Here is a 19,469-nt window from a genome sequence, read left to right as displayed (position 1 = left end):
TGATAGTGTCAACCTCATGCTGATAACGTAAACCTACCTTATATACGAGCATTTAGCCCTATTGAAGTACTTAGTTACTTCCTTTAGGTTCGCCTTATCACACTGTTCTTACCGAATAATTTTCAACCATATAACTGCATTATAAATGATTAACTCTAAACTTTTATTTCTGAGCGTAGCAAGGCTTTACTGCGCCATGTAAATCAATCTATATCTGTTTAACCTCACTTTGCCTTTTGACTGCTTGTAAACTCATCTAGCTTGCCCCGAATAGATAACCTTCAAGCATTAGATATCGCTATTAAGAATGATATTCAAAGAGAGATATTTTTCCATTGGAGGTTTACAGCAAATTAAGCTAGCTGCTTTTTACTTAGACGATGTCAGTATTCCTTATCTAGATTAGATAGGATTTGATTGAGCACTAAATTCGCTCAGTACTCATCTAAGAGCGGTGTTGATGAGGTTTTATTGATAGTGTTTTAGTTCTTGGGGGATGTCTCCTCCCTAAATGAGAGAGTTTCCCTATCAGATACACAAACAAAAAAGCCAGCAACATAAGCTACTGGCTCTTAACATTTAAACGTTTTTCAAGCGTTACAGCGTGTAACGAATACCAATTGCGATACCGTCGTCTTCTGAGATTTCCATAGCTGCTTGCTGCGCTTTATCTGCACTAGTAAAGTCACTAAAATCTTTACGACCTTCTAAGTAAAGTACAGTGTTTGAATCCCAAACATAGTGAACACCTGCTACTGCGAACTGACGTTTAAACACATCACCATTATATGCAGCTTCATACTCGTCACCCGCATCTAAAATGTTGTAAGAAACGAAGGTACGGATACCGTTATCAAACTTGTATGAGAACAGTGATTCTACACCCCAAGCTTCTGGAAGCATGCGACCTAGGTTGTCTGTATCATGAAACTCTTGCTTGTTAACGTTTGCAGCGCCGTAGAAGCCTTCACCGTCCCAGTTACCCCAAGTGATACCTGCACCATAAATAGAATCTGTTTCAGTGAAACGTTGGCCTGCTGATGTTGTAGCTTCAAACTCGCCTAAGTTAAAACCAGCGGTAAGTGTTAGCTTGTCAGTAACGTTATAAGTTGCCGCACCACCGTAGGTGTAGTTGTATTCAACTGTTGTAACAGCATCAGTAGTATTTGTGCCAATCGCTTTAACAGCCATAAAGTTAGCCGTTGGCAAAATAGGAGAAGAACCATCTTGCTCTTCATCTACATTAAAGCTGTCTTGCTTTAACTGTGCTTGTAGCGCGAAGCTAAAATCACCGAATGCATTACGGTATTGAACTGTCTTGTCGCCACGACCTGTACCATTTACTGCACCGTCTGCTTTGTTGTATGTGTAAGTACCCGAGGCATTACCATCCCAAACAAAACCGTAGTTAGTGTTGTAAACAACATCGTACCAAGCTCCCCACTGCTTACCAATGGTGATAGAACCATAAGTATCGTGGCTCAAACCAACATAACCTAAACGGTTATTAAGAAAGTCACTGCTTTGAGATTCAAAGTTACTTTCACTGCTGTATGCGATAGAGCTGTTACCGAATGGGTTAACGCCCCACTCTAGTTTAGTGTAGGCCTTCCAACCGTCGCTCATTTCACGTGTAAAACCGAAGTTAATGCGTGAAGCGCCGTTTACGACTTGAGTATCACCCTGAGTGTTAATGATTCGAGCATCAATGAAGCCGCCGATTTCAACTGCGTTTTTACTGTCTTTATAAATTTCGATTGCTGATGCTGTTGGTGCAAAGATCACTGCGGCCAAAGCCGATGCTACTAAAGTCTTTTTCATGTAATGCCTAACCTTTAATTATGTTCAGTCTGCTTCATCAATATTTAGTCCATTCCGTTGTTTTCTTTCTATCCTAATTGCAAACGAGGTTAGCAAAAGATTAGCAATCACTCAAAGACGAACATCACAAAAACAGCCATGTTTTGCACTAAATTAACTAGTGAAACCACAACCCACAAAGGATTAAACCATTTGTTAACATTTAATCAGCAGGCCATTAATAGCTATCAATCTAAATTAACGTCATCTGATTTGATGTCACTTGACTGAAACTTTTATTCATTATTGAAAGTATTGGTTCGGCAACCGGCCCTAATTGACGATTAATGTAATAATCAAAATCAATCGGTGATGTTTGATGTGACACAGGTTCTGCACCAGATACTGTCATTACATATTCGATTCGAGCGCCTCTTTTAGTCACACTCTCATCGTTGGTAGCGTCAAACAGTAATCTAGCCGCTTTTAGATGTGGGGATGACTTGGCGGTATAGTCTTCAAGATTGCGTCTTAGGTTTTTTACGAAGATCAGCTCCTCGCTATATGCCCCTCGATTTAACTCTTCAATCGTGGATTTAATGTAGCCCTCTACATCTTGATGATTGAACAATCGCTCATACAGCTCATATTGCACACGCCGAGCTAAGGGGGACCAATCACTCCTCACTTGCTCCATCCCTTTAAAAATTAACTCCTTCTCACCTTTATTGGTTAGTTTTGTGCCGACGTAGCGTTTTTTAGAACCTTCAGCAGAGCCGCGGAGTGTTGGCATAAAAAACTGTTCAAAATGGGTTTCAAACTCCAACTCAAGAAAACTCTCTAGTTTAAAGTCTTCGGTTAGTTTTTGCCGCCACAGCTGATTAACTTGTGATGCTAAGTGCTTACCCGTCGCTTGCACTTTATTGTCGTCAAAGTCATTTCCCAGCCACACAAAAGTTGAATCGGTATCGCCATAGATCACCTCAAAACCCGCTTTTTCTATCCAGCTTCGCGTTTGTTTCATTATTTCATGGCTACGCATAGTGATGGAGCTTGCAAGCTTGGCGTCATGAAATACACAGCCACGGGAACCAAGTACCCCATATAACGAATTCATGATTATTTTAATCGCTTGAGATAATGGCGCATTCTGGTTGGTTTTGGCCAGCTCTCTTTGCTCAGAAAGGTGCTCAATCAACTGCGGTAATATGGGGGTTTTACGACTAAAACTTGCCCCTAAATAACCTGGTACTGTTTCTGTTTCAGCTTGCTCTGCAGATTCAACTAGTCCTTTAGGATCGATAAGGAATGTCCGAATAATTGACGGATAAAGGCTCTTAAAATCTAACACTAAGATATGCTTATACAGTCCTGGCACAGAGTCCATCACATAACCGCCTGGGCTTTCAATACCATCACTTGCAGGCGAGCTTGGCGCAACATATCCACCGCGATGCAAATGCGGTAAGTAGAGGTTCATGAATGCAGCAACAGAAGCTCCAACTCGCCCAAGCTCTAGGCCAGTCAGCTTGGCTCTTTCAATCGCAAAATCAAACAACTGCGTTTTCTCGAATATGTCCCATACCAATCGGCTGTCTGTTAGGTTGTAATGCGCTAAGGCAGGCTTATCATTTGCAAAGAGTTCATTAATCTCATCCATTCTATTACCAACATTGTCGATAGCCTTCCCTTCATCCAGCAAGGCTCGAGAAACAAACTCCAATGAATAGCGATCAAACTGGTAAAAAGCGGCTTTTAACCAATCAATACCATCAAGCACTACTCGGCCATACAGTGAGAGCGTCTCTGGTCGATATTTATCTTCGACTTTCCAGGATAAGTTTTGCTTATTGCGTCCAATGGCCAGTGCTATGCCATGATGCTTAGCACGGCGATATAGCAGTGCTAAGTCAAATGTCACTACTGACCAACCGATAATGATGTCTGGATCGTATTCGTTAAACCAAGCGATAAGCTCATTGATCAATGCCACTTCATTGGAAACCCATTGGATGTAATTAACCTCAACCTCTTGAGGCTCTCCTACCATAATCACTTTTTCAAAAACCACACCATTTTCCGTCTGGCCATATAAGCCAACGGAATAGAGTTCACCAGAAAAACTACATTCAAAATCAAGCGAGATGGCTTTTAGAGGCTGGACTAACTCAGCTGGCCGAGCTTTTTTAGCGATAAAGCGCCGGTCAATATCGTGTTCAGCTTCCACATAATGCCCAATAAATTCTACATCTAAGGCGATAAAGCGCTCAATGAGAAATCGATGTTCAGCCTTAATATCACTTTCATACAGCTCAATAGCTTGATCTTTCGCGACTCGAATTAAATTACGTTGTTGCCTTATATCACTACTGTAAAGCGCGCTAACTTGTTCGAGTTGGAAGTTTCTTAGCGGCAAGCGCTTGCTGCGGATATTGGTAAGCTCTCGGTGTTGGTTGACTAGCCCTTCATCTGTTGTACGAATAAAACAAACATGCTCTTGCTCCGGTATTTCAACGATGACTGGACCCGATGCAGTTGCAACTACATATTCTAAACTTAACCCCGTTTTTTGCTGAGTGACGTGACGAGTTAGCACACGACCTTTCAATATCTGTGACGCACTAACAGTAGGATTCATGGCTATAGACTCAATTAAATTCACGAATAATCACTTAACTCTTCTTAGGCTATGTAATCACTGTTATTATGTACAGCATTATTTACTGGACCAGTGCATTCATGTTATCTGCAGACGTTAAAACCCAGATCCGTACTATATATAAAGGCATCGCTTCGTCTTTGCCCAACTTTCGCTCTCGGCGAGAACAGAACTATATCGTCGCGGAGATCTCGAAAACGCTTGCGGGTGAATACGATAAGCAGCGCCGAATAATAGTGGTAGAAGCAGGTACTGGTATTGGTAAGTCACTGGCATATATTCTAGGGACTATCCCACTGGCATTAGCCAGTAAGAAAAAGGTCTGTATAGCAACGGCGACTGTAGCGTTGCAAGAGCAGTTACTGCACAAAGACCTGCCCTTTTTCCTGCAGCACTCAGGACTAGATTTCACCTTTGGATTAGTCAAAGGACGTCAGCGTTATGTGTGTTTATCAAAGCTAGAGATGCTTGTTGGTCCAGACAACAGCAACCAAATGGCAATGTGGCAATCAAAGCCCGATCAAAGCCAGGTCGATATGCTCGAAGGACTGCTTAAAGATTATAAGGAGTCCCGTTGGAATGGTGAGCGCGATACGCTCACTAAACCACTGCCTGATCATCTATGGCAACAAATAGCCTGTGATAAACACAGCTGTCACAAACAACTTGCCAGCCATAGAAACTGCCCGTTTCATAAAGCACGCGAAGACATAGACACTTGGGATGTACTGATTGCTAACCACAGCTTATTATTTGCAGATTTAGAACTCGGTGGCGGTGTTATTTTGCCCGATCCTGAAGATCTCTATTATGTCATTGATGAAGCACATCATCTGCCTATCGTTGCTCGTGATTTTAGTAGTGCACAAGCCACAATTCGAGGTGCCACAGACTGGCTAGAAAAGCTAACCAAAACGACTTCGAAGCTGCAAAACCAGATTAAGAGCAATTATATTATTGCCCCGGCGCAAGCAATGCTTGACCATATTGGCGATATCAGTGGTTTACTTAATCAGGTCGCCCATTTTTGTGATGGCCAAGCTAAACAGTTCGATAATCCTGAAAACCGCTTTCGTTTCGAACACGGCAAACTGCCACCCGCTCTACTTATTCTCGCAGAAAACTTAGCCACTGCCTCTAATGTAGCCCTTAAACAGTTTAACAAAATGCTCGCCCTGCTCAATGAGGCGATAAAAGATGGCGATATCCCTAAACATCAATCAGAAGCATTACTGTCAGAAACTGGCTTTATGCTGCAGCGTATCGAGAATTTACAAAAGCTGTGGAAGATGATGGCCAAACAAGATAGTCCTAAAGGCGCACCAATGGCTCGCTGGATAGAACAACTAACTGGTAAACAATCGGATTATTTATTCAGTGCTTCACCGATTGAAGTTGGCTTTATGCTTGAGAACTTACTTTGGGATAAAGCTGCAGGGGTTGTGCTGTGTAGCGCTACACTGAGAGCTCTAAACAATTTTAACCATTTTACTCATCAAGTCGGTCTATCCATTAATGACGGTAGCCGATACCTTGCGCTCGACTCACCGTTTGATTTTGAACAAAATGCCACGCTGTTTCTACCACAAATGGATACAGAACCAACCCATGACAACTATACCGATGAGCTGGCAAAACAGATTATCGCGCTTGTTGAAGATGAGATGGCAAGCTTAGTTCTATTTGCATCTTACTGGCAGATGGAAAAAGTGGCGGATCTGGTTGAAAATAAAATCAAAACAAGCCTACTCATTCAAGGTACCTTGCCACGACAAGAGATCTTAAAGCAGCACAAAGCCCTTTGTGATGACGCCAAACCAAGTATTATCTTTGGTACTGGCAGTTTTTCAGAAGGACTCGATCTACCGGGGGATTACTTAACAAATCTCATCATAACTAAACTCCCCTTTGCCGTGCCGACTTCCCCTGTAGAGCAAGCTCACTCAGAATATATTAAAATAAAAGGTGGAAATCCCTTTTTGCAACTCACAATCCCAGATGCTTCGCGCAAACTGGTACAAAGTTGTGGTAGATTACTCCGAAAAGAACAGGATTATGGCCGAATTTCTATTTTAGATAGGCGCTTAGTGACCAAGCGTTATGGAAAATCTCTATTAGATGCCCTACCACCTTTTCGACGTGTTATTGAATAGGACAACGATTGGACTTAATACTAGACCCGAGTAGCTGGGCTTTACTGGCATTGATAGGGTTAATAGCAGGATTTATCGACGCGGTTGCTGGCGGCGGAGGACTGCTATCAATACCTGCTTTGCTCACCATGGGGGTACCACCTCACATGGCACTGGCTACCAATAAGCTAGCAGCTTGCTTTGGCTCATCAATGGCTGCGTACACTTATTATAAGCAAAGGCTATTCTCTCCTAGCCTTTGGTATCACACATTTATAGCCACTTTTATCGGCGCGGTTATCGGTACTTTTATCGTTTCGATAATCGATAATCAATGGCTAGAAAAGTGGTTACCACTGATAATTATTGCTATTGCTATCTATACTCTTTTTCAGCCCAATGCCATGGGTTGCAAAAACTGTGAAATTCCAGTGAAGCCCAAAAGTAAGTTTAAACAGTGGCTACAAGGTCTGCCGCTTGGGTTCTACGATGGCTTTGCTGGACCTGGTATAGGTGCATTTTGGACGGTAACCAGCACCGGTATGCATAAGTTGCCATTGCTTTATAGCTTAGGGCTTGCTCGAGCGATGACTTTTACCAGTAATTTAACGTCGTTGATTATATTTTTAATTATGGGTCAGGTACATTTAGCCATTGGGCTAGCGATGGGGGTTTGTATGATGATTGGCTCGTATATAGGTGCGCATTCAGCCATTAAATTTGGACTCCCCTTTATTCGGCCTATTTTCGTCACCATGATTTTACTTATTGCTGCTCAGTTAGCTTGGAGTGCTTGGGCATGAACACCAATGAACTCATCAATAAGCTCAAGCAGCAATTAAAACAATTAGAACAAGACGTATTACAGCATGATGCTGCCCTGCCGCCAGGGCAACGCAAAATGATGCAAGATGTAGAGCGTTTTAACAATGAGCTCTTTATACAAGAAGGCGCTCAACTTAAACCTTGTATCGATCAGTTATCTAAAAACATAGCCCAGCTACAACAGCTGCTTAATGCAAATCGCTCGCATCATACGATTATCTCTAGCTGTGAGAAAATCCAAGACCGATTTAGTGCAGTGCGCAGAGCGCTCTCTACCACGAATATCAATATCAAATCATTAGAGCAGCAAAAACGTACACGTCGAGCACATGCTATTAAGCGGGGAACTAAGGCTCATCAACAAAGTGGTTTTAGCTGGATCGCATCAAATGTCATGCAAAATAGCCATCAACTGTATGAAGAACTTAACAAACATTTGAACTGGGCTAAAATTATTGAACAAAAAATTGAAAATTTGCAATCTTCTCTTGAAAACTGTCATAGTGCTGACAAAATCAAGCTACAGAATGAGATCCTTGCTCAACACTCTCGCCTCGGAAAGTGTCGGCAAGCTACTAGCTATATTGAAGATCGTATCCAATTATTCGAGCGACCTTTTAAGAGCCAAAATCGTTAAGGAGCAACAATGAAACCGCTACTACCCATCACCGCAATTCTCGCTTTATGTGGTTCCTCTGCGGCATTTGCTGCAAATTTAAATATTCCTATGGCATTTGAGTATATTGCGCTTGATGGAAAAGAAGTTGAAACCAGTTTGTTTAACCACAAATCTGAGCTTGAACTGGACAACGGCACCCACAAAATTGCCATTCGCTATAACGATCTTGTCGAAGATGACTTTAGCGATAGTGAGACCAACATAAAATCCTCCCCTTTTATTATTACGCTTAATGTTGACGGTGATTATGAATATCACCTGAAACCAGCTGATGGTGACTTTGTTAAGCACCCGAATAAGTTTGCTAAATCACCTCAAGTGGTTATTACTCGTAAAGATAATGGCAGCGTAAACTACCAAGTAAAGCAGACCAATATCGCTGAAGAATCATTTGTTTCTCGCCTATTTAGTGGTAACTCCGCAACCGATGTCGATGTGGAAGCAGCCGTAGCAACAGGCGCAGCAGTCGGTGTGGCATCTTCAGCGCCAACCGCGCCAGTAAGTAAAGCTTCACCAGCTGTTGCAGCAACGGCAGTTACAGCTGCTGCAGCGAATAAAACGGTCACTACCGCTGATGACGCAGCAAAAGCTGAGCAAATGTTACAATACTGGTGGCTTCACGCTGATGAAAAAACCCGTAAAGAGTTCATGAGCTGGGCTATCAAACAACTTTAAGCAATTAGAGCATGCTACCGCTGATCTATCACGCCAGCTATTCTAAGCTGGCGTTACCCTCCAAACACCGCTTCCCTGCAACTAAATACCTTTATCTATACCAGTATTTATTACAGCAAGGGATCGCACAACCATCTCAATTTTGCGCTGCACAAGCAGTGACACAACAAGCATTAACTGAAACACACTGCAGCAACTACGTAAGTCAATTCATCAATGGCACACTTGATGCCAAATCAATGCGACGCATTGGATTTCCTTGGAGCAAGTCCCTATTAGAAAGAACATTGCGCTCTGTCGCGGGTACTGACTTAACCTGCATAAAAGCCATAGAATATGGCTGCGCCATCCATTTAAGTGGAGGCTACCACCACGCCCATCATCATTTTGGCAGCGGCTTTTGCATTTTCAATGATTTAACTTATGCAGCTCAACAAGCTTTAAAGCAACCAGACATAGACAAGGTACTCATTTTTGACTGTGATGTGCACCAGGGTGATGGCACAGCTACAACCGCTGCTGCTTTTGATAACATCATCACTTGCTCTATTCATTGCCAGCAGAATTTCCCTGCCCGTAAGCAGCAATCTGATTACGATATAGAACTTGCTCGCGGTACTGCCGATAAACACTACTTAGAAACTGTAAGTCAAACTCTTAACTACCTTATTCGCCTACATCAGCCCGACCTTATTATTTATGATGCCGGTGTCGATATTCATACTGATGACAACCTTGGCTACCTTAATATCAGCACTGAAGGGATTTATGCCCGCGACAAGTCGGTAATACAGCAAGCATATTCAGCCAAAATACCCATTGCTTGTGTGATTGGAGGGGGATACAGTAATGAACAGGAGCTATTGAATATTCGACATAGCCAACTATTTTTAGCCGCTAATTCAGTTTTTGGGGTTGGCCTCTAAAAATAGGTTTATAGATTGGAGCATCAGGGATTACTCTGGGAGAAGTATATGCAATTAGAGATAAGAAATTACTACGAAGTTCTGTTACTTGAGATGCTTTCAGACGAAGGACTGTTAGATGAGTTACCTGCAGATTATCTTGCAGATCTATGCTGTATTACACTGAATAAATTACCGACTCGATATATTCGACATTTGGTTGATACCTACTTCTTTGAAGATTATGCCGAGCTAACCAAAATGAAGTCGGAGATCCAACAAGCATTAGAAGAATCTAGAGCATTTTTGAAGGCAAATCAAAAAAAAGAGGCTTAACACAATAATGGCAAGCTTACAGAATATTTGCTGGTTTCCCTAGAGCCACACCACATTGGTAAGAACCACATGAGTCACTATTAATATTTGGCTGAGCGCAAAAAGTCTAAGATTTATAAAGATAACAGCTAAGAGAGTTACAACTAGAAAGGATTTGGAGGTTTCCCTAGAGCCACACCCCGGCACATGAGTCACTTGCTGCGGTTGCTCCCTTCCAGGCCTGGCCGAGTTCACAAGTTATCATTGCGGGGGGACCCTAGGGTCACCACTGATTTCGTTGAAAGCAGTTGCTCTCAAGAACGGCAGCATTATCTACCATGAATCGAATCCAAGCAAGTCATTATCGAGTTTCAGCCGCTACTTTTGGTTCAATCGCTGATTCTATAGACAAAAGCCTTCAATAGAAGGCTTATTTATCCAGAACTGCCTGCATAAAACGATATCGCTACAGACTCAACACTGCCTTATTTTGTTCTATCAGCTTTTCACCGATACCTTTTACATTTGATAGGTCACTGATTGAGCCAAACTTACCATGTGTCGCTCGGTAGTCCACTATTGCTTTCGCTTTGGAATCACCAACACCTTTTAGCGTCGATAATTGAGCAACGTTGGCAGAATTGATGCTAATAATCTGTGCACTCTTTTGAGTAGATGCTTTATTAGTTTCGGCAGCAACGTTGTCAACTGCTGCTTGTGCTGATGAAAATGACATTAGGCTGGTAAGTAATAAAGCTGGTATTAATTTCTTATTCATTGAGTATATCCTTGTATGTTCCATTAGTTGGTAACCTCACTCCGTCTCCTTGGTTACGTTGCAAAATGTAGATCACACCCACGAAATGCGCCACAAACCGACCAACATCTCACGCTAAAGTTTTACGCAGCGATCAAGATCACAAAACGACCTTACAAATAAACTTTCAATTATTCTAAATAAGTATTCAAATCGATTCCGTTTGACGGATAAATTTGTAAGTCGCAAACGCACTTTACACACACAGCTCAAACTTACCCACTTTATGCGCCCCGCATCACTTTAGTGGCGCTTCAGTTTTGTTAGATAATAACAACTCAACTCATTTTGAAGTTAATCACGACTGCTCTAGAGTGTTTCAATCGACAATAATAATGGACTGACAAATGTCATTAGACTCTACAGAAGCACCTAATCCAATCAGCAGTAGCATTACTGCTCAACAGAAAAAGCTAATAATACTAGCCGCAGATATAGTATTGCTTTTCCTGATGTATAATTTTCTCCCTTTTGAACAGGGAGTTAATACTGGACTCGCTTTGCTGACCTTTGCAGCCATATTGTGGCTAACAGAAGCAATACACATCAGTATTACCGCTATTATGATCCCGATACTCGCGGTGCTCTTTGGTGTGTTTGAAACACAAGCTGCGATGAGCCATTTTGCCAACCCCATCATCTATCTTTTCTTTGGCGGATTCGTATTGGCTGCGGCCTTGAATCATCAAGGGATAGACCGACTGATTGCGCAGAAAGTACTCATGGCATCTAAAGGCCGGTTATCTGTAGCCTGTGTCATGCTATTTGGGATCACAGCATTACTGTCGATGTGGATAAGCAACACGGCTACCACCGCAATGATGCTGCCCCTTGCACTTGGGATTTTGCATCAGATAGACATAACTAAACATAAAAGTACTTATCTATTCTTACTTCTCGGTATTGCTTATTCTGCAAATATTGGTGGTATTGGTACATTAGTGGGTAGCCCACCGAATGCGATTGCTGCCGCTCAAGTCGGTTTATCTTTTAGCGATTGGCTAGAGTTCGGTTTAATCACTGTCGCTATCATGCTGCCGCTGATGTTAGTGGGCCTTTACTTATATTTAAAGCCCGATCTGTCGATGATCTGCGAAGTAAAAGCCGAAAAGCAATCACTGACTTTCCAAGGTAAATTAACACTACTTATATTCATCACAACAGTTTGTTGCTGGATATTTAGTAAGCCGCTTTCACAGGCATTGGGCGGCATCTCTAAGTTTGATACCGTTGTGGCGCTTAGCGCTGTTGTGACCCTCGCGGGACTTGGATTAGTGCAATGGAAAAAAATTGAGTCAACGACCGATTGGGGCGTATTAATTCTATTTGGCGGTGGCCTCACGTTAAGTGCTGTACTTAAAGCTACTGGGACGAGTGTATTTTTGGCCCATTGGGTTACCGATATATTTGGCAATGCTCACATGGCATTATTTATTTTTGCTGTAATAGCATTTGTTGTCATGCTGACTGAGTTTGCCAGTAATACCGCCAGTGCAGCACTTTTAGTACCCGTATTTGCTGCTATTGCAGAAGCGCTGGGACTATCACCTGTGATGCTGTCAGTCCTCATTGGTATTGCAGCTTCTTGCGCATTTATGCTGCCAGTCGCCACACCACCCAACGCCATCGTTTATGGCTCAGGCTACATTAAGCAGTCCGAGATGATGCGAGCCGGTGTTATTATTAACTTTATCAGTATGTTTGCGCTTTACATTATTGCGCACACCTTCTGGAATATTTAGCGCTTCCGAGATCAACTCTAGCGTTTAACTAATAACGCAATTTGATTGAGTCAGTAAAGCCGCTGTAAGTGAACACTTACAGCGGCTTTACTGCTTGAATGACTCCAATTTATAACGCAGTTAATCCTTTATCGAGCGCAGAAATAATATCTTCAACGGCTTCCAATCCGATTGAAATCCGCAGTAGATTGTCCGTTATTCCCGCCTTTTCTCTTTCATCGAGCGTATAAGGTGAGTGTGTCATTGACGCCGGATGCTGAATTAGTGACTCAGCATCTCCTAGGCTCACGGCAATAGAGAACAGCTCTAACTGATTTACAAACTTAATAGAAGCTTGCAGATCCGCATCGAGTTCAAAGGCTATTACGCCACCAGCTCGTTTCATTTGATGCCCAATAAGCGCATTTCCATTGTGACTTTTTAGTCCAGGGTAATAAACCTTTGATACGTTTACATGCCGCTCTAAAAACTCTGCCACACGTTCAGCGCTATCACAGTGACGCTGTAATCTGACATCGAGAGTTTTAAGGCCACGTAGGATGAGCCAAGCATCGTGAGGAGAAATAACCCCACCAATGTCTTTAAGCACCTCATACTTAATCACGTCCATCTGCTCACGGCTTGCACACACCACTCCCGCAATCACATCGCCATGTCCATTGAGGTACTTAGTAGCACTATGGATCACAATATCAATACCGTGTTTTATTGGTTGTTGCAGCAACGGGGTCATAAACGTGTTATCAACCACACTAACCAGCTTATGTGCTTTTGCTATACGGGCAATGGCATCAAGATTGAACACCTTTAGATGGGGATTAACTGGGGTTTCACAAAATATGACTTTAGTATTGGGTTTGATAGCCACTTCAATTTCATCGAGATCACTAAAATCGACTAAACTCACCTCTATACCAAATTTGGCGAGCTGTGAGTTCATCAACGCAAACGTACAGCCGTAGACAGCATTAGAAGCAACGAGGTGATCGCCACTCCTTAAATTTGCCAATAATGCGGCCGAAACCGCCGCCATCCCCGATGCGGTCGCCGCGGCACAATCACTGCCCTCGAGTGCTGCGATTTTGCGTTCTAGCTCAGCGGTAGTCGGATTACCTAAACGAGTATAAATAAAGCCAGGTTCCTCCCCGGCAAATCTAGCCCCGCCCTGCTCTGCACTGTCAAACACAAAAGTTGCACTTTGGCATAGCGGTGTAACCAGCGCACCATGTTCATTAGATATATGCCCAGCATGAATAACCTGCGTTGCTTGCTGCCACTTGTCCTGCATTTCAATCTCCCACTCAATGCTTGTTGAGCTGATGCGATTTAATAGTTTTTGTTTGCATCTGCCTGGAGCCAACTAAATCATAGGTAACAATTAGAACAGCATAGCTGGCTACGATGTAGCTCATTTCATTAGGCCATTAATGGCCGATGACTTTGAGCTCAAATTACACACGTTTTAGATAATTACCTTGGACTAGTCCAAGGTAATTAAAAACTATTGAGTGAAGATTAATATCTTGCGGCTTGTAAAATAAATGTTACGTGAGGGCGACATGTGTTTATCTATAGGGCACTGCAGTCGGTCAAAACTTGCTATCTCTTTTCAACCTCTTGCTGTTCCTTCTTGACTGTTTTGCTCAGTACCACTGAGGTTAACTCTTTTAAATCCAGTAACAGCTCTTTATGGATCCCTTTTAACTTAGGTTTTGTCTGTTCATTAAATTCAAGTGGCCGACAGAGCGCCATCGCTTGATAGCCTAGACGTGCTGTCAACAGTCCTCCGCCAAGTCCTTGCCCTAAACGTGCAGACAGCTTACCCGACATTTCAACTGACAATAGTTGAGTACCTAAATCGGTGACGATTTCACTGGTACCCGCGTAGATAATATTGCCAATAATGCCACGAATGAGCTTAATGCGGCTCCAATATCCTAGTTCAATGCCATAACATTTAGCGAGTTGGTTAATCATGCTTTGATTACGCCAAAGGATAATTGCCATATCAAGCACAGCTAATGGGCTAGCAGCTAACAATAGCGCTGATTCTTGCGCAAAACGTCTGACTATTTTTTTAGCTTGTAGATCTCTATCGACCAGTACACAAGCCTCAAATAACACCAGTTTCTCAGCGTCGTTATGCTCTACACTCACTTGCTGTAAATAACGTTCACTGTGGCTGTTTCTGGGGAGTTGAGCTAATAACTTATCGATAAATAGATCGGCTTCTCCCATCTGCATACTATTAAGCAGTCGCATACCTGTAGCCTGAGTTTCCTCCACCTTTTTAAGCCTTTTCAGTTTACGCCATTCAGTAACGCTGACTTTTAGTGCCCAAGATACCACCAGTGTTGCCACAACGGCGTACAAAGTAAACAACCAAGAACTTTGGACAAATGCATCATATAAACCGAGGGCTGTCTCAACGATTGCAATGGCTAACACACCAAGTAGACAGGCTCTGCCTAACCAACCACGCTTTGTTTGTTTCGTGGAAGAAAGGCCATCATTAAGCTGCTCGACATTATCAAAGTGCTCATCTAACTTAGTTTCCAACTCTTGCTCAGATAATGACTCAATTTCGACAAATTCTTCATTCGTCGAAAAGCTAGATGCCGGCGCAATGTCCAATACCGTGTCTTCATCAACGGATTCGAATCGCTGTTGCTTTTTAATTGAAATGTTATCTGTATTCACTTTAATTTATCACCAACTAGATACTGCAATACATGATCGAGCCTAATATGCTCAAAGTCAGCCTTATTCCCTTGCTTTGTAGCGACCTTACGCGGCGCAAAACTGACAAAATCAAAGCCTTGTTGCTGCCAAAAATCTGCAGCTGGCAGCGATTTAGGCACCTCTCCAGGAAACAGCGTAACCACTTCACGATTATCAAGATCGATCCCTTTTACAACTTCAACGTCACGGCCATTTTGTTTTACCATACCGTGGGTCGTCGACTTAATGGCACTGATAGCCATAGTCTCAACTTCACAGCCCTCAAACTTGGCATGTTGCTGACTTTGTTGCACCAACTGACTAAGCAAAGACAAAACATTACCTTGTTGATCGCGGGTAACATGATCAATTTTGCTTGCGGCAAACAGCAATTTATCAATTTTGGGAGAAAACAAACGCTTTAATAAACTTGATTGGCCAAATTGAAAGCTTTCCATCACCGCTTGAAGTGCATTTGTCATATCGTCAAACTGCTGCTTGCCCCGATTTAACGGCGTAAAGCAGTCGACCAATACTAACTGCCGATCAAATTTTGCGAAGTAGTCATGATAAAAAGGCTTCACTACGCGAGAGACGTATTCAGCGTATCGCTGTTTCAACGTATGATAAAAGCTATTTGATTCAGTTTTTTCTAGTATAGAGAACTGCTCAGCGCTCACATTTATCAATGGAAAAAGAGCCAGTACAGGCGTACCTTCGAGCTCTCCAGGCAGCAGCAGTCGCCCTGGTTGAGCATAGTAAAATCCATGCTGCTCAACGCAATCGAGCAATAGCTTTTGATAACTATCAGTAATTTGTTGTAGCTTTGCTTCATCAGCAACGGCCGCTAATTCAATGCTATTGAGGACTGCCATAAAGTCGCTAAAATAGCTTGAACATTCAAATATTGCTACCCGCTCAAACTGCGACTCTGACCACTGTTGAAAACTCTGTTTTAACATTGGCAAGTCAAGCAACCACTCACCTGGGTAATCAACAATATCTAAATAAAGAGTGGCACTATCGGTTAGCTTTGACAGCAAACCTTTTGCCGGGCGGTACCTAATGGCTAGCCTAAGCTCACTGATATTTCGGGTTGATTGAGGCCATGCTGATGGCTCATTGCTAATCGCGCTGATGGCGCTTTCATAGTTAAAACTTGGAATGGTCAGATCTGGTTGTAAATCTCGTTTAACACCGTAAAGGCGACTGTCTCTAGCAACCCGCCATAAAGGTAACTGACTGTTCCCCTCAGTGATGCCACTGTGTAATAGTTGATTAACCAGTCCAGTGATAAAAGCGGTCTTACCTGCGCCAGCAAGACCCGTTACCGCTAAGCGTAAATGTTTATCGGTAGTTCGTAGGGCTACCGCTTGGGTATTTTTACCGAGTTTTTTGAGAGAGCGTTTGATACTTGCCATAGGCAGAATTCGAACCTGTTGAGGGGAGTTCTAGGGCAGTATACGGGTATATACTTGTATATGCTGCCCTGCTTCGAACTATAGGTTATTGATTTCGTTTTTTAGATCGTAATTATCAGATGTCACGTGTCGCTCTAAGCCCTGTAATCTAAGCTCTAGCGCTCTAAATTGGCTGTTTACATCCCTTAACGCCATTTTAGCGGGTTCACCCGATTGCCAAACTTTCTTTTTTACTTCAATCTCTTTATGGCTCGACTTGCTTTTATCTGTGCCTGGCTTGATATCTAAAATCATCCAAAGCAGTACATAGATAATCAATACAATTCCAGAGCCACCGAGTAAAAAAATAGACGCTGCGAGCACTCTGACTAACCATGTTTCAAAATTGAAGTACTCAGCAATCCCTGCACATACTCCCGCTATTTTACCTGATTGAGGAATTCGATATAAAGTTCTGCTTGTGCCTTCACTCATGTCTAACTCCTCCCTTATTTAATTGCTAGCTTGCAATGACTTACTTCAGTGGAAAAACCCTGTGATTTATTCATCACGTCCCCTCCACTGTGGTGCCTCGGTGTCTAAAATTGCCTCAAGCGTTTCAATTCGTTGTGACATCTTGTCGGCTTTAGCAATTAGCTCATTTAATTGAGCAAACTCTTCATCGGTAAGCCCCTGACTCACTTGTCTTTTACTGCGATAGTGCAGTATTAACCAAATCGGAGCCACGATAATCATAAAAATAATAATTGGGGCTATCAAAATATCCATGTCCATAACTCACCTCTGCTCCGTTATTATTTAGTTTTCGCTTTAGCCTTGCTTCCCTTCATTTTAGCTTTAAGCGCTTCAAGCTCTTCGTTTACAGAATCTTCTGCTTCCAATGCTGCAAACTCATCGTTAAGGGTTTTCTTGTTACCTAGGTCATAAGCATCAACCTGTGACTCTAACCCTTCGACACGACGTTCATACTGTTCAAACTTACTCATCGCGTTGTCAATCTTACTTGAATCTAACTGCTTTTTAACTTCTAGACGTGAAGATGCAGTTTGTTTGCGCATGATAATAGTCTTTTGACGTGCTTTGGCATCAACAAGCTTCTCTTGTAATAAGCCAACTTCATCTTTCAAGCGAAGGATATGCTCTTCAACAACAACCAATTCAGCAGCTAATGTTTCGGCAAGCTCGTTGGCTTTTTGTTTTTCAATTAAGGCTGCTTTAGCAAGGTCTTCGCGATCTTTCGACAATGCCAGTTCAGCTTTACTTTCCCAATCTTGTACTTGTTGTTGTACTTTAGCGATTCGACGGATGATCTCTTTCTTTTCAGCAAGTACTTTCGCTGATGTTGAACGTACTTCAACTAGAGTATCTTCCATCTCTTGGATGATCAGACGAACCATTTTTTCAGGGTCTTCAGCTTTATCAAGTAATGCGCTGATGTTTGAATTTATGATGTCTGCAAAGCGTGAAAAAATTCCCATAATATTTTCCTTAAATTAACGTTGGTTTCGATAATTACTATTCAGCATTCGTGCCAACTTTTCATTTTCATTATAATACAACAAGTTAACCAAAATATTAACTTTTCCTTCCATTTATAAACAGAGCATCATATTATTATTTTCACCAATAATTAGCGTGAAAGACTAAAACTTACTGTGAGTAATCAATTTCAGCAAGATAATCTTATTGGACAATCTAATGCATTGTTAGAGGTCCTGGAACATATTTCTCAAGTTGCTCCTTTGTCTAAGCCAGTGCTAATCATTGGTGAGAGAGGCACGGGCAAAGAGCTCATTGCAGAGCGTTTACACTACCTATCAAAGCGTTGGGACGAAAGCTTTATCAAGCTTAACTGTTCATCGTTGAGTGAGAATTTACTCGAAAGCGAACTGTTTGGCCATGATGCAGGCGCCTTTACAGGCGCAAGCAAGAAGCATGAAGGCAGATTTGAGCGTGCAAATGGTGGCACCCTATTTTTAGATGAACTGGCCAATACCTCAGGGCTCATTCAAGAAAAACTGTTAAGAGTGATAGAATACGGCGAATTTGAGCGGGTTGGCGGTAATAAAACCGTTAAAACCGATGTTAGACTTATTTGTGCAGCCAATGAAGATCTGCCCTCATTAGCTGAAGCTGGCGAGTTTAGACCCGATCTATTAGATAGGTTAGCCTTTGACGTAATTACTTTGCCGCCACTGCGTCACCGCACTGAAGATATCATGGCACTCGCTGAATACTTTGCAGTAGGCATGGCAAGACAACTAAAGTTGGAACTGTTTGAGGGTTTCAGCCCACGTGCGATGCAACAGTTAATGGAGTATCGCTGGCCAGGTAATATCCGCGAATTGAAAAACGTTGTTGAACGCAGTGTTTATCGCAATGCAGAAACAGGCATAGCAATTAATGACATTATTTTAGATCCGTTTGCCTCACCTTATCGACCGACTACGCGGGTAAAAACCAAAGAGAGACAACAAATTGCTGATGCTCCAGTTGCTAGTGTAGCAGCAGAGCCTAGTAGCAGTGCCAACATCAATGAGCCAGTACGCTTCCCTATCGACTTTAAAACTCATTGTGAAGAAAATGAAGTGAACTTGCTCAAACAAGCGTTGGAAGCGGGTCAATTTAATCAGAAAAAAACCGCCGAACTACTGGGGTTGAGTTATCACCAACTTCGCGGAATTTTAAAGAAATACAACTTACTGGATAAATAATTGCTGTTACGCTGTTGGCACTGTTAAAATGCCTGTTAACGTTCAGTATAAAATAATGATTGCT

Annotated in this window: 17 protein-coding genes and 1 other RNA gene; 8 read left to right on the top strand and 10 right to left on the bottom strand. The window is 42.4% G+C overall.

Features of this window, described 5'->3' with window-relative positions; genetic code table 11:
* Positions 1–597: 597 nt before the first annotated feature.
* Positions 598–1,821 (bottom strand): porin, encoded by a 1,224-nt coding sequence (locus K5R16_RS06740; RefSeq protein ID WP_220736764.1) that lies wholly within the window; start codon positions 1,819–1,821, stop codon positions 598–600.
* Between the two features lie 232 nt (positions 1,822–2,053).
* Positions 2,054–4,438, bottom strand: a complete 2,385-nt coding sequence (locus K5R16_RS06735) for a DNA polymerase II (protein ID WP_220736763.1) — start codon at positions 4,436–4,438, stop codon at positions 2,054–2,056.
* Positions 4,439–4,539: 101 nt separating this feature from the next.
* On the opposite strand from K5R16_RS06735, the gene dinG reads away from it, so the two are divergent.
* Genes dinG through K5R16_RS06705 form a run of 6 tightly spaced genes read left to right on the top strand, consistent with a single transcriptional unit; the run spans position 4,540 to position 10,011 of the window.
* Positions 4,540–6,612: an ATP-dependent DNA helicase DinG gene (gene dinG, locus K5R16_RS06730; protein ID WP_220736801.1), complete on the top strand. Its 2,073-nt coding sequence runs from the start codon at positions 4,540–4,542 to the stop codon at positions 6,610–6,612.
* 8 nt (positions 6,613–6,620) lie between these two features.
* Positions 6,621–7,394, top strand: a complete 774-nt coding sequence (locus K5R16_RS06725; RefSeq protein WP_220736762.1) for a TSUP family transporter — start codon at positions 6,621–6,623, stop codon at positions 7,392–7,394.
* The gene (locus tag K5R16_RS06720) at positions 7,391–8,053 is read left to right on the top strand and encodes a primosomal replication protein (RefSeq protein ID WP_220736761.1); all 663 of its coding nucleotides are present in this window, start codon (positions 7,391–7,393) and stop codon (positions 8,051–8,053) included. Before K5R16_RS06725 ends, K5R16_RS06720 begins: the two co-directional genes overlap by 4 nt.
* Before the next feature lie 9 nt (positions 8,054–8,062).
* Positions 8,063–8,770 carry a DUF2057 domain-containing protein gene (locus tag K5R16_RS06715; protein WP_220736760.1) on the top strand — a complete coding sequence of 236 codons (708 nt, stop codon included), beginning with the start codon at positions 8,063–8,065 and terminating at the stop codon, positions 8,768–8,770.
* A gap of 11 nt (positions 8,771–8,781) precedes the next feature.
* A complete protein-coding gene (locus K5R16_RS06710; protein ID WP_220736759.1) occupies positions 8,782–9,696 on the top strand; it encodes a histone deacetylase in 915 nt (304 codons plus the stop codon).
* A 48-nt stretch (positions 9,697–9,744) separates the two neighbouring features.
* Positions 9,745–10,011: a late competence development ComFB family protein gene (locus tag K5R16_RS06705; protein WP_220736758.1), complete on the top strand. Its 267-nt coding sequence runs from the start codon at positions 9,745–9,747 to the stop codon at positions 10,009–10,011.
* 163 nt (positions 10,012–10,174) lie between these two features.
* On the opposite strand, the gene ffs is transcribed toward K5R16_RS06705, so the two are convergent.
* Together ffs and K5R16_RS06695 are read right to left on the bottom strand one after the other, a co-directional pair.
* Positions 10,175–10,271: signal recognition particle sRNA small type (gene ffs, locus K5R16_RS06700), an RNA gene on the bottom strand.
* A gap of 185 nt (positions 10,272–10,456) precedes the next feature.
* Positions 10,457–10,768: a helix-hairpin-helix domain-containing protein gene (locus K5R16_RS06695; RefSeq protein WP_220736757.1), complete on the bottom strand. Its 312-nt coding sequence runs from the start codon at positions 10,766–10,768 to the stop codon at positions 10,457–10,459.
* Positions 10,769–11,154: 386 nt separating this feature from the next.
* Between K5R16_RS06695 and K5R16_RS06690 the strand changes: the two genes are divergently transcribed.
* On the top strand, positions 11,155–12,549 hold the full coding sequence (locus K5R16_RS06690; protein ID WP_220736756.1) for a DASS family sodium-coupled anion symporter: 1,395 nt from the start codon (positions 11,155–11,157) through the stop codon (positions 12,547–12,549).
* Positions 12,550–12,658: 109 nt separating this feature from the next.
* Here the strand turns inward: K5R16_RS06690 and K5R16_RS06685 are convergent, their stop codons facing one another.
* From K5R16_RS06685 to pspA, 6 genes are all read right to left on the bottom strand, one after another.
* On the bottom strand, positions 12,659–13,837 hold the full coding sequence (locus tag K5R16_RS06685) for a PLP-dependent aspartate aminotransferase family protein (RefSeq protein ID WP_220736755.1): 1,179 nt from the start codon (positions 13,835–13,837) through the stop codon (positions 12,659–12,661).
* A gap of 311 nt (positions 13,838–14,148) precedes the next feature.
* The gene (locus K5R16_RS06680) at positions 14,149–15,249 is read right to left on the bottom strand and encodes a TIGR01620 family protein (protein ID WP_220736754.1); all 1,101 of its coding nucleotides are present in this window, start codon (positions 15,247–15,249) and stop codon (positions 14,149–14,151) included.
* A complete protein-coding gene (locus K5R16_RS06675) occupies positions 15,246–16,691 on the bottom strand; it encodes a YcjX family protein (RefSeq protein WP_220736753.1) in 1,446 nt (481 codons plus the stop codon). The genes K5R16_RS06680 and K5R16_RS06675 overlap by 4 nt, the downstream gene beginning before the upstream one ends.
* Before the next feature lie 78 nt (positions 16,692–16,769).
* Entirely contained in the window at positions 16,770–17,165 is a 396-nt protein-coding gene (gene pspC / locus K5R16_RS06670; protein ID WP_220736752.1) for an envelope stress response membrane protein PspC, read from the bottom strand.
* A gap of 66 nt (positions 17,166–17,231) precedes the next feature.
* Positions 17,232–17,465, bottom strand: coding sequence for an envelope stress response membrane protein PspB (gene pspB, locus K5R16_RS06665; protein ID WP_220736751.1), 234 nt, complete (start codon positions 17,463–17,465; stop codon positions 17,232–17,234).
* A 20-nt stretch (positions 17,466–17,485) separates the two neighbouring features.
* Positions 17,486–18,169: a phage shock protein PspA gene (gene pspA / locus K5R16_RS06660; RefSeq protein WP_220736750.1), complete on the bottom strand. Its 684-nt coding sequence runs from the start codon at positions 18,167–18,169 to the stop codon at positions 17,486–17,488.
* A 177-nt stretch (positions 18,170–18,346) separates the two neighbouring features.
* On the opposite strand from pspA, the gene pspF reads away from it, so the two are divergent.
* Positions 18,347–19,405 carry a phage shock protein operon transcriptional activator gene (pspF, locus tag K5R16_RS06655; RefSeq protein WP_220736749.1) on the top strand — a complete coding sequence of 353 codons (1,059 nt, stop codon included), beginning with the start codon at positions 18,347–18,349 and terminating at the stop codon, positions 19,403–19,405.
* Positions 19,406–19,469: the final 64 nt, after the last annotated feature.

It is taken from the genome of Shewanella sp. c952, assembly GCF_019654975.1.
GTDB lineage: Bacteria > Pseudomonadota > Gammaproteobacteria > Enterobacterales > Shewanellaceae > Shewanella.
This window is presented reverse-complemented; position numbering and strand designations above follow the sequence as displayed.

Excerpts from the sequence above, each read along its gene's own strand:
- K5R16_RS06740 (WP_220736764.1), bottom strand. The coding sequence starts at position 1,821 with ATGAAAAAGACTTTAGTAGCATCGGCTTTGGCCGCAGTGATCTTTGCA.
- K5R16_RS06735 (WP_220736763.1), bottom strand. The coding sequence starts at position 4,438 with ATGAATCCTACTGTTAGTGCGTCACAGATATTGAAAGGTCGTGTGCTA.
- dinG (WP_220736801.1), top strand. The coding sequence starts at position 4,540 with ATGTTATCTGCAGACGTTAAAACCCAGATCCGTACTATATATAAAGGC.
- K5R16_RS06720 (WP_220736761.1), top strand. The coding sequence starts at position 7,391 with ATGAACACCAATGAACTCATCAATAAGCTCAAGCAGCAATTAAAACAA.
- K5R16_RS06715 (WP_220736760.1), top strand. The coding sequence starts at position 8,063 with ATGAAACCGCTACTACCCATCACCGCAATTCTCGCTTTATGTGGTTCC.
- K5R16_RS06710 (WP_220736759.1), top strand. The coding sequence starts at position 8,782 with ATGCTACCGCTGATCTATCACGCCAGCTATTCTAAGCTGGCGTTACCC.
- K5R16_RS06705 (WP_220736758.1), top strand. The coding sequence starts at position 9,745 with ATGCAATTAGAGATAAGAAATTACTACGAAGTTCTGTTACTTGAGATG.
- K5R16_RS06695 (WP_220736757.1), bottom strand. The coding sequence starts at position 10,768 with ATGAATAAGAAATTAATACCAGCTTTATTACTTACCAGCCTAATGTCA.
- K5R16_RS06690 (WP_220736756.1), top strand. The coding sequence starts at position 11,155 with ATGTCATTAGACTCTACAGAAGCACCTAATCCAATCAGCAGTAGCATT.
- K5R16_RS06685 (WP_220736755.1), bottom strand. The coding sequence starts at position 13,837 with ATGCAGGACAAGTGGCAGCAAGCAACGCAGGTTATTCATGCTGGGCAT.
- K5R16_RS06675 (WP_220736753.1), bottom strand. The coding sequence starts at position 16,691 with ATGGCAAGTATCAAACGCTCTCTCAAAAAACTCGGTAAAAATACCCAA.
- pspC (WP_220736752.1), bottom strand. The coding sequence starts at position 17,165 with ATGAGTGAAGGCACAAGCAGAACTTTATATCGAATTCCTCAATCAGGT.
- pspB (WP_220736751.1), bottom strand. The coding sequence starts at position 17,465 with ATGGACATGGATATTTTGATAGCCCCAATTATTATTTTTATGATTATC.
- pspA (WP_220736750.1), bottom strand. The coding sequence starts at position 18,169 with ATGGGAATTTTTTCACGCTTTGCAGACATCATAAATTCAAACATCAGC.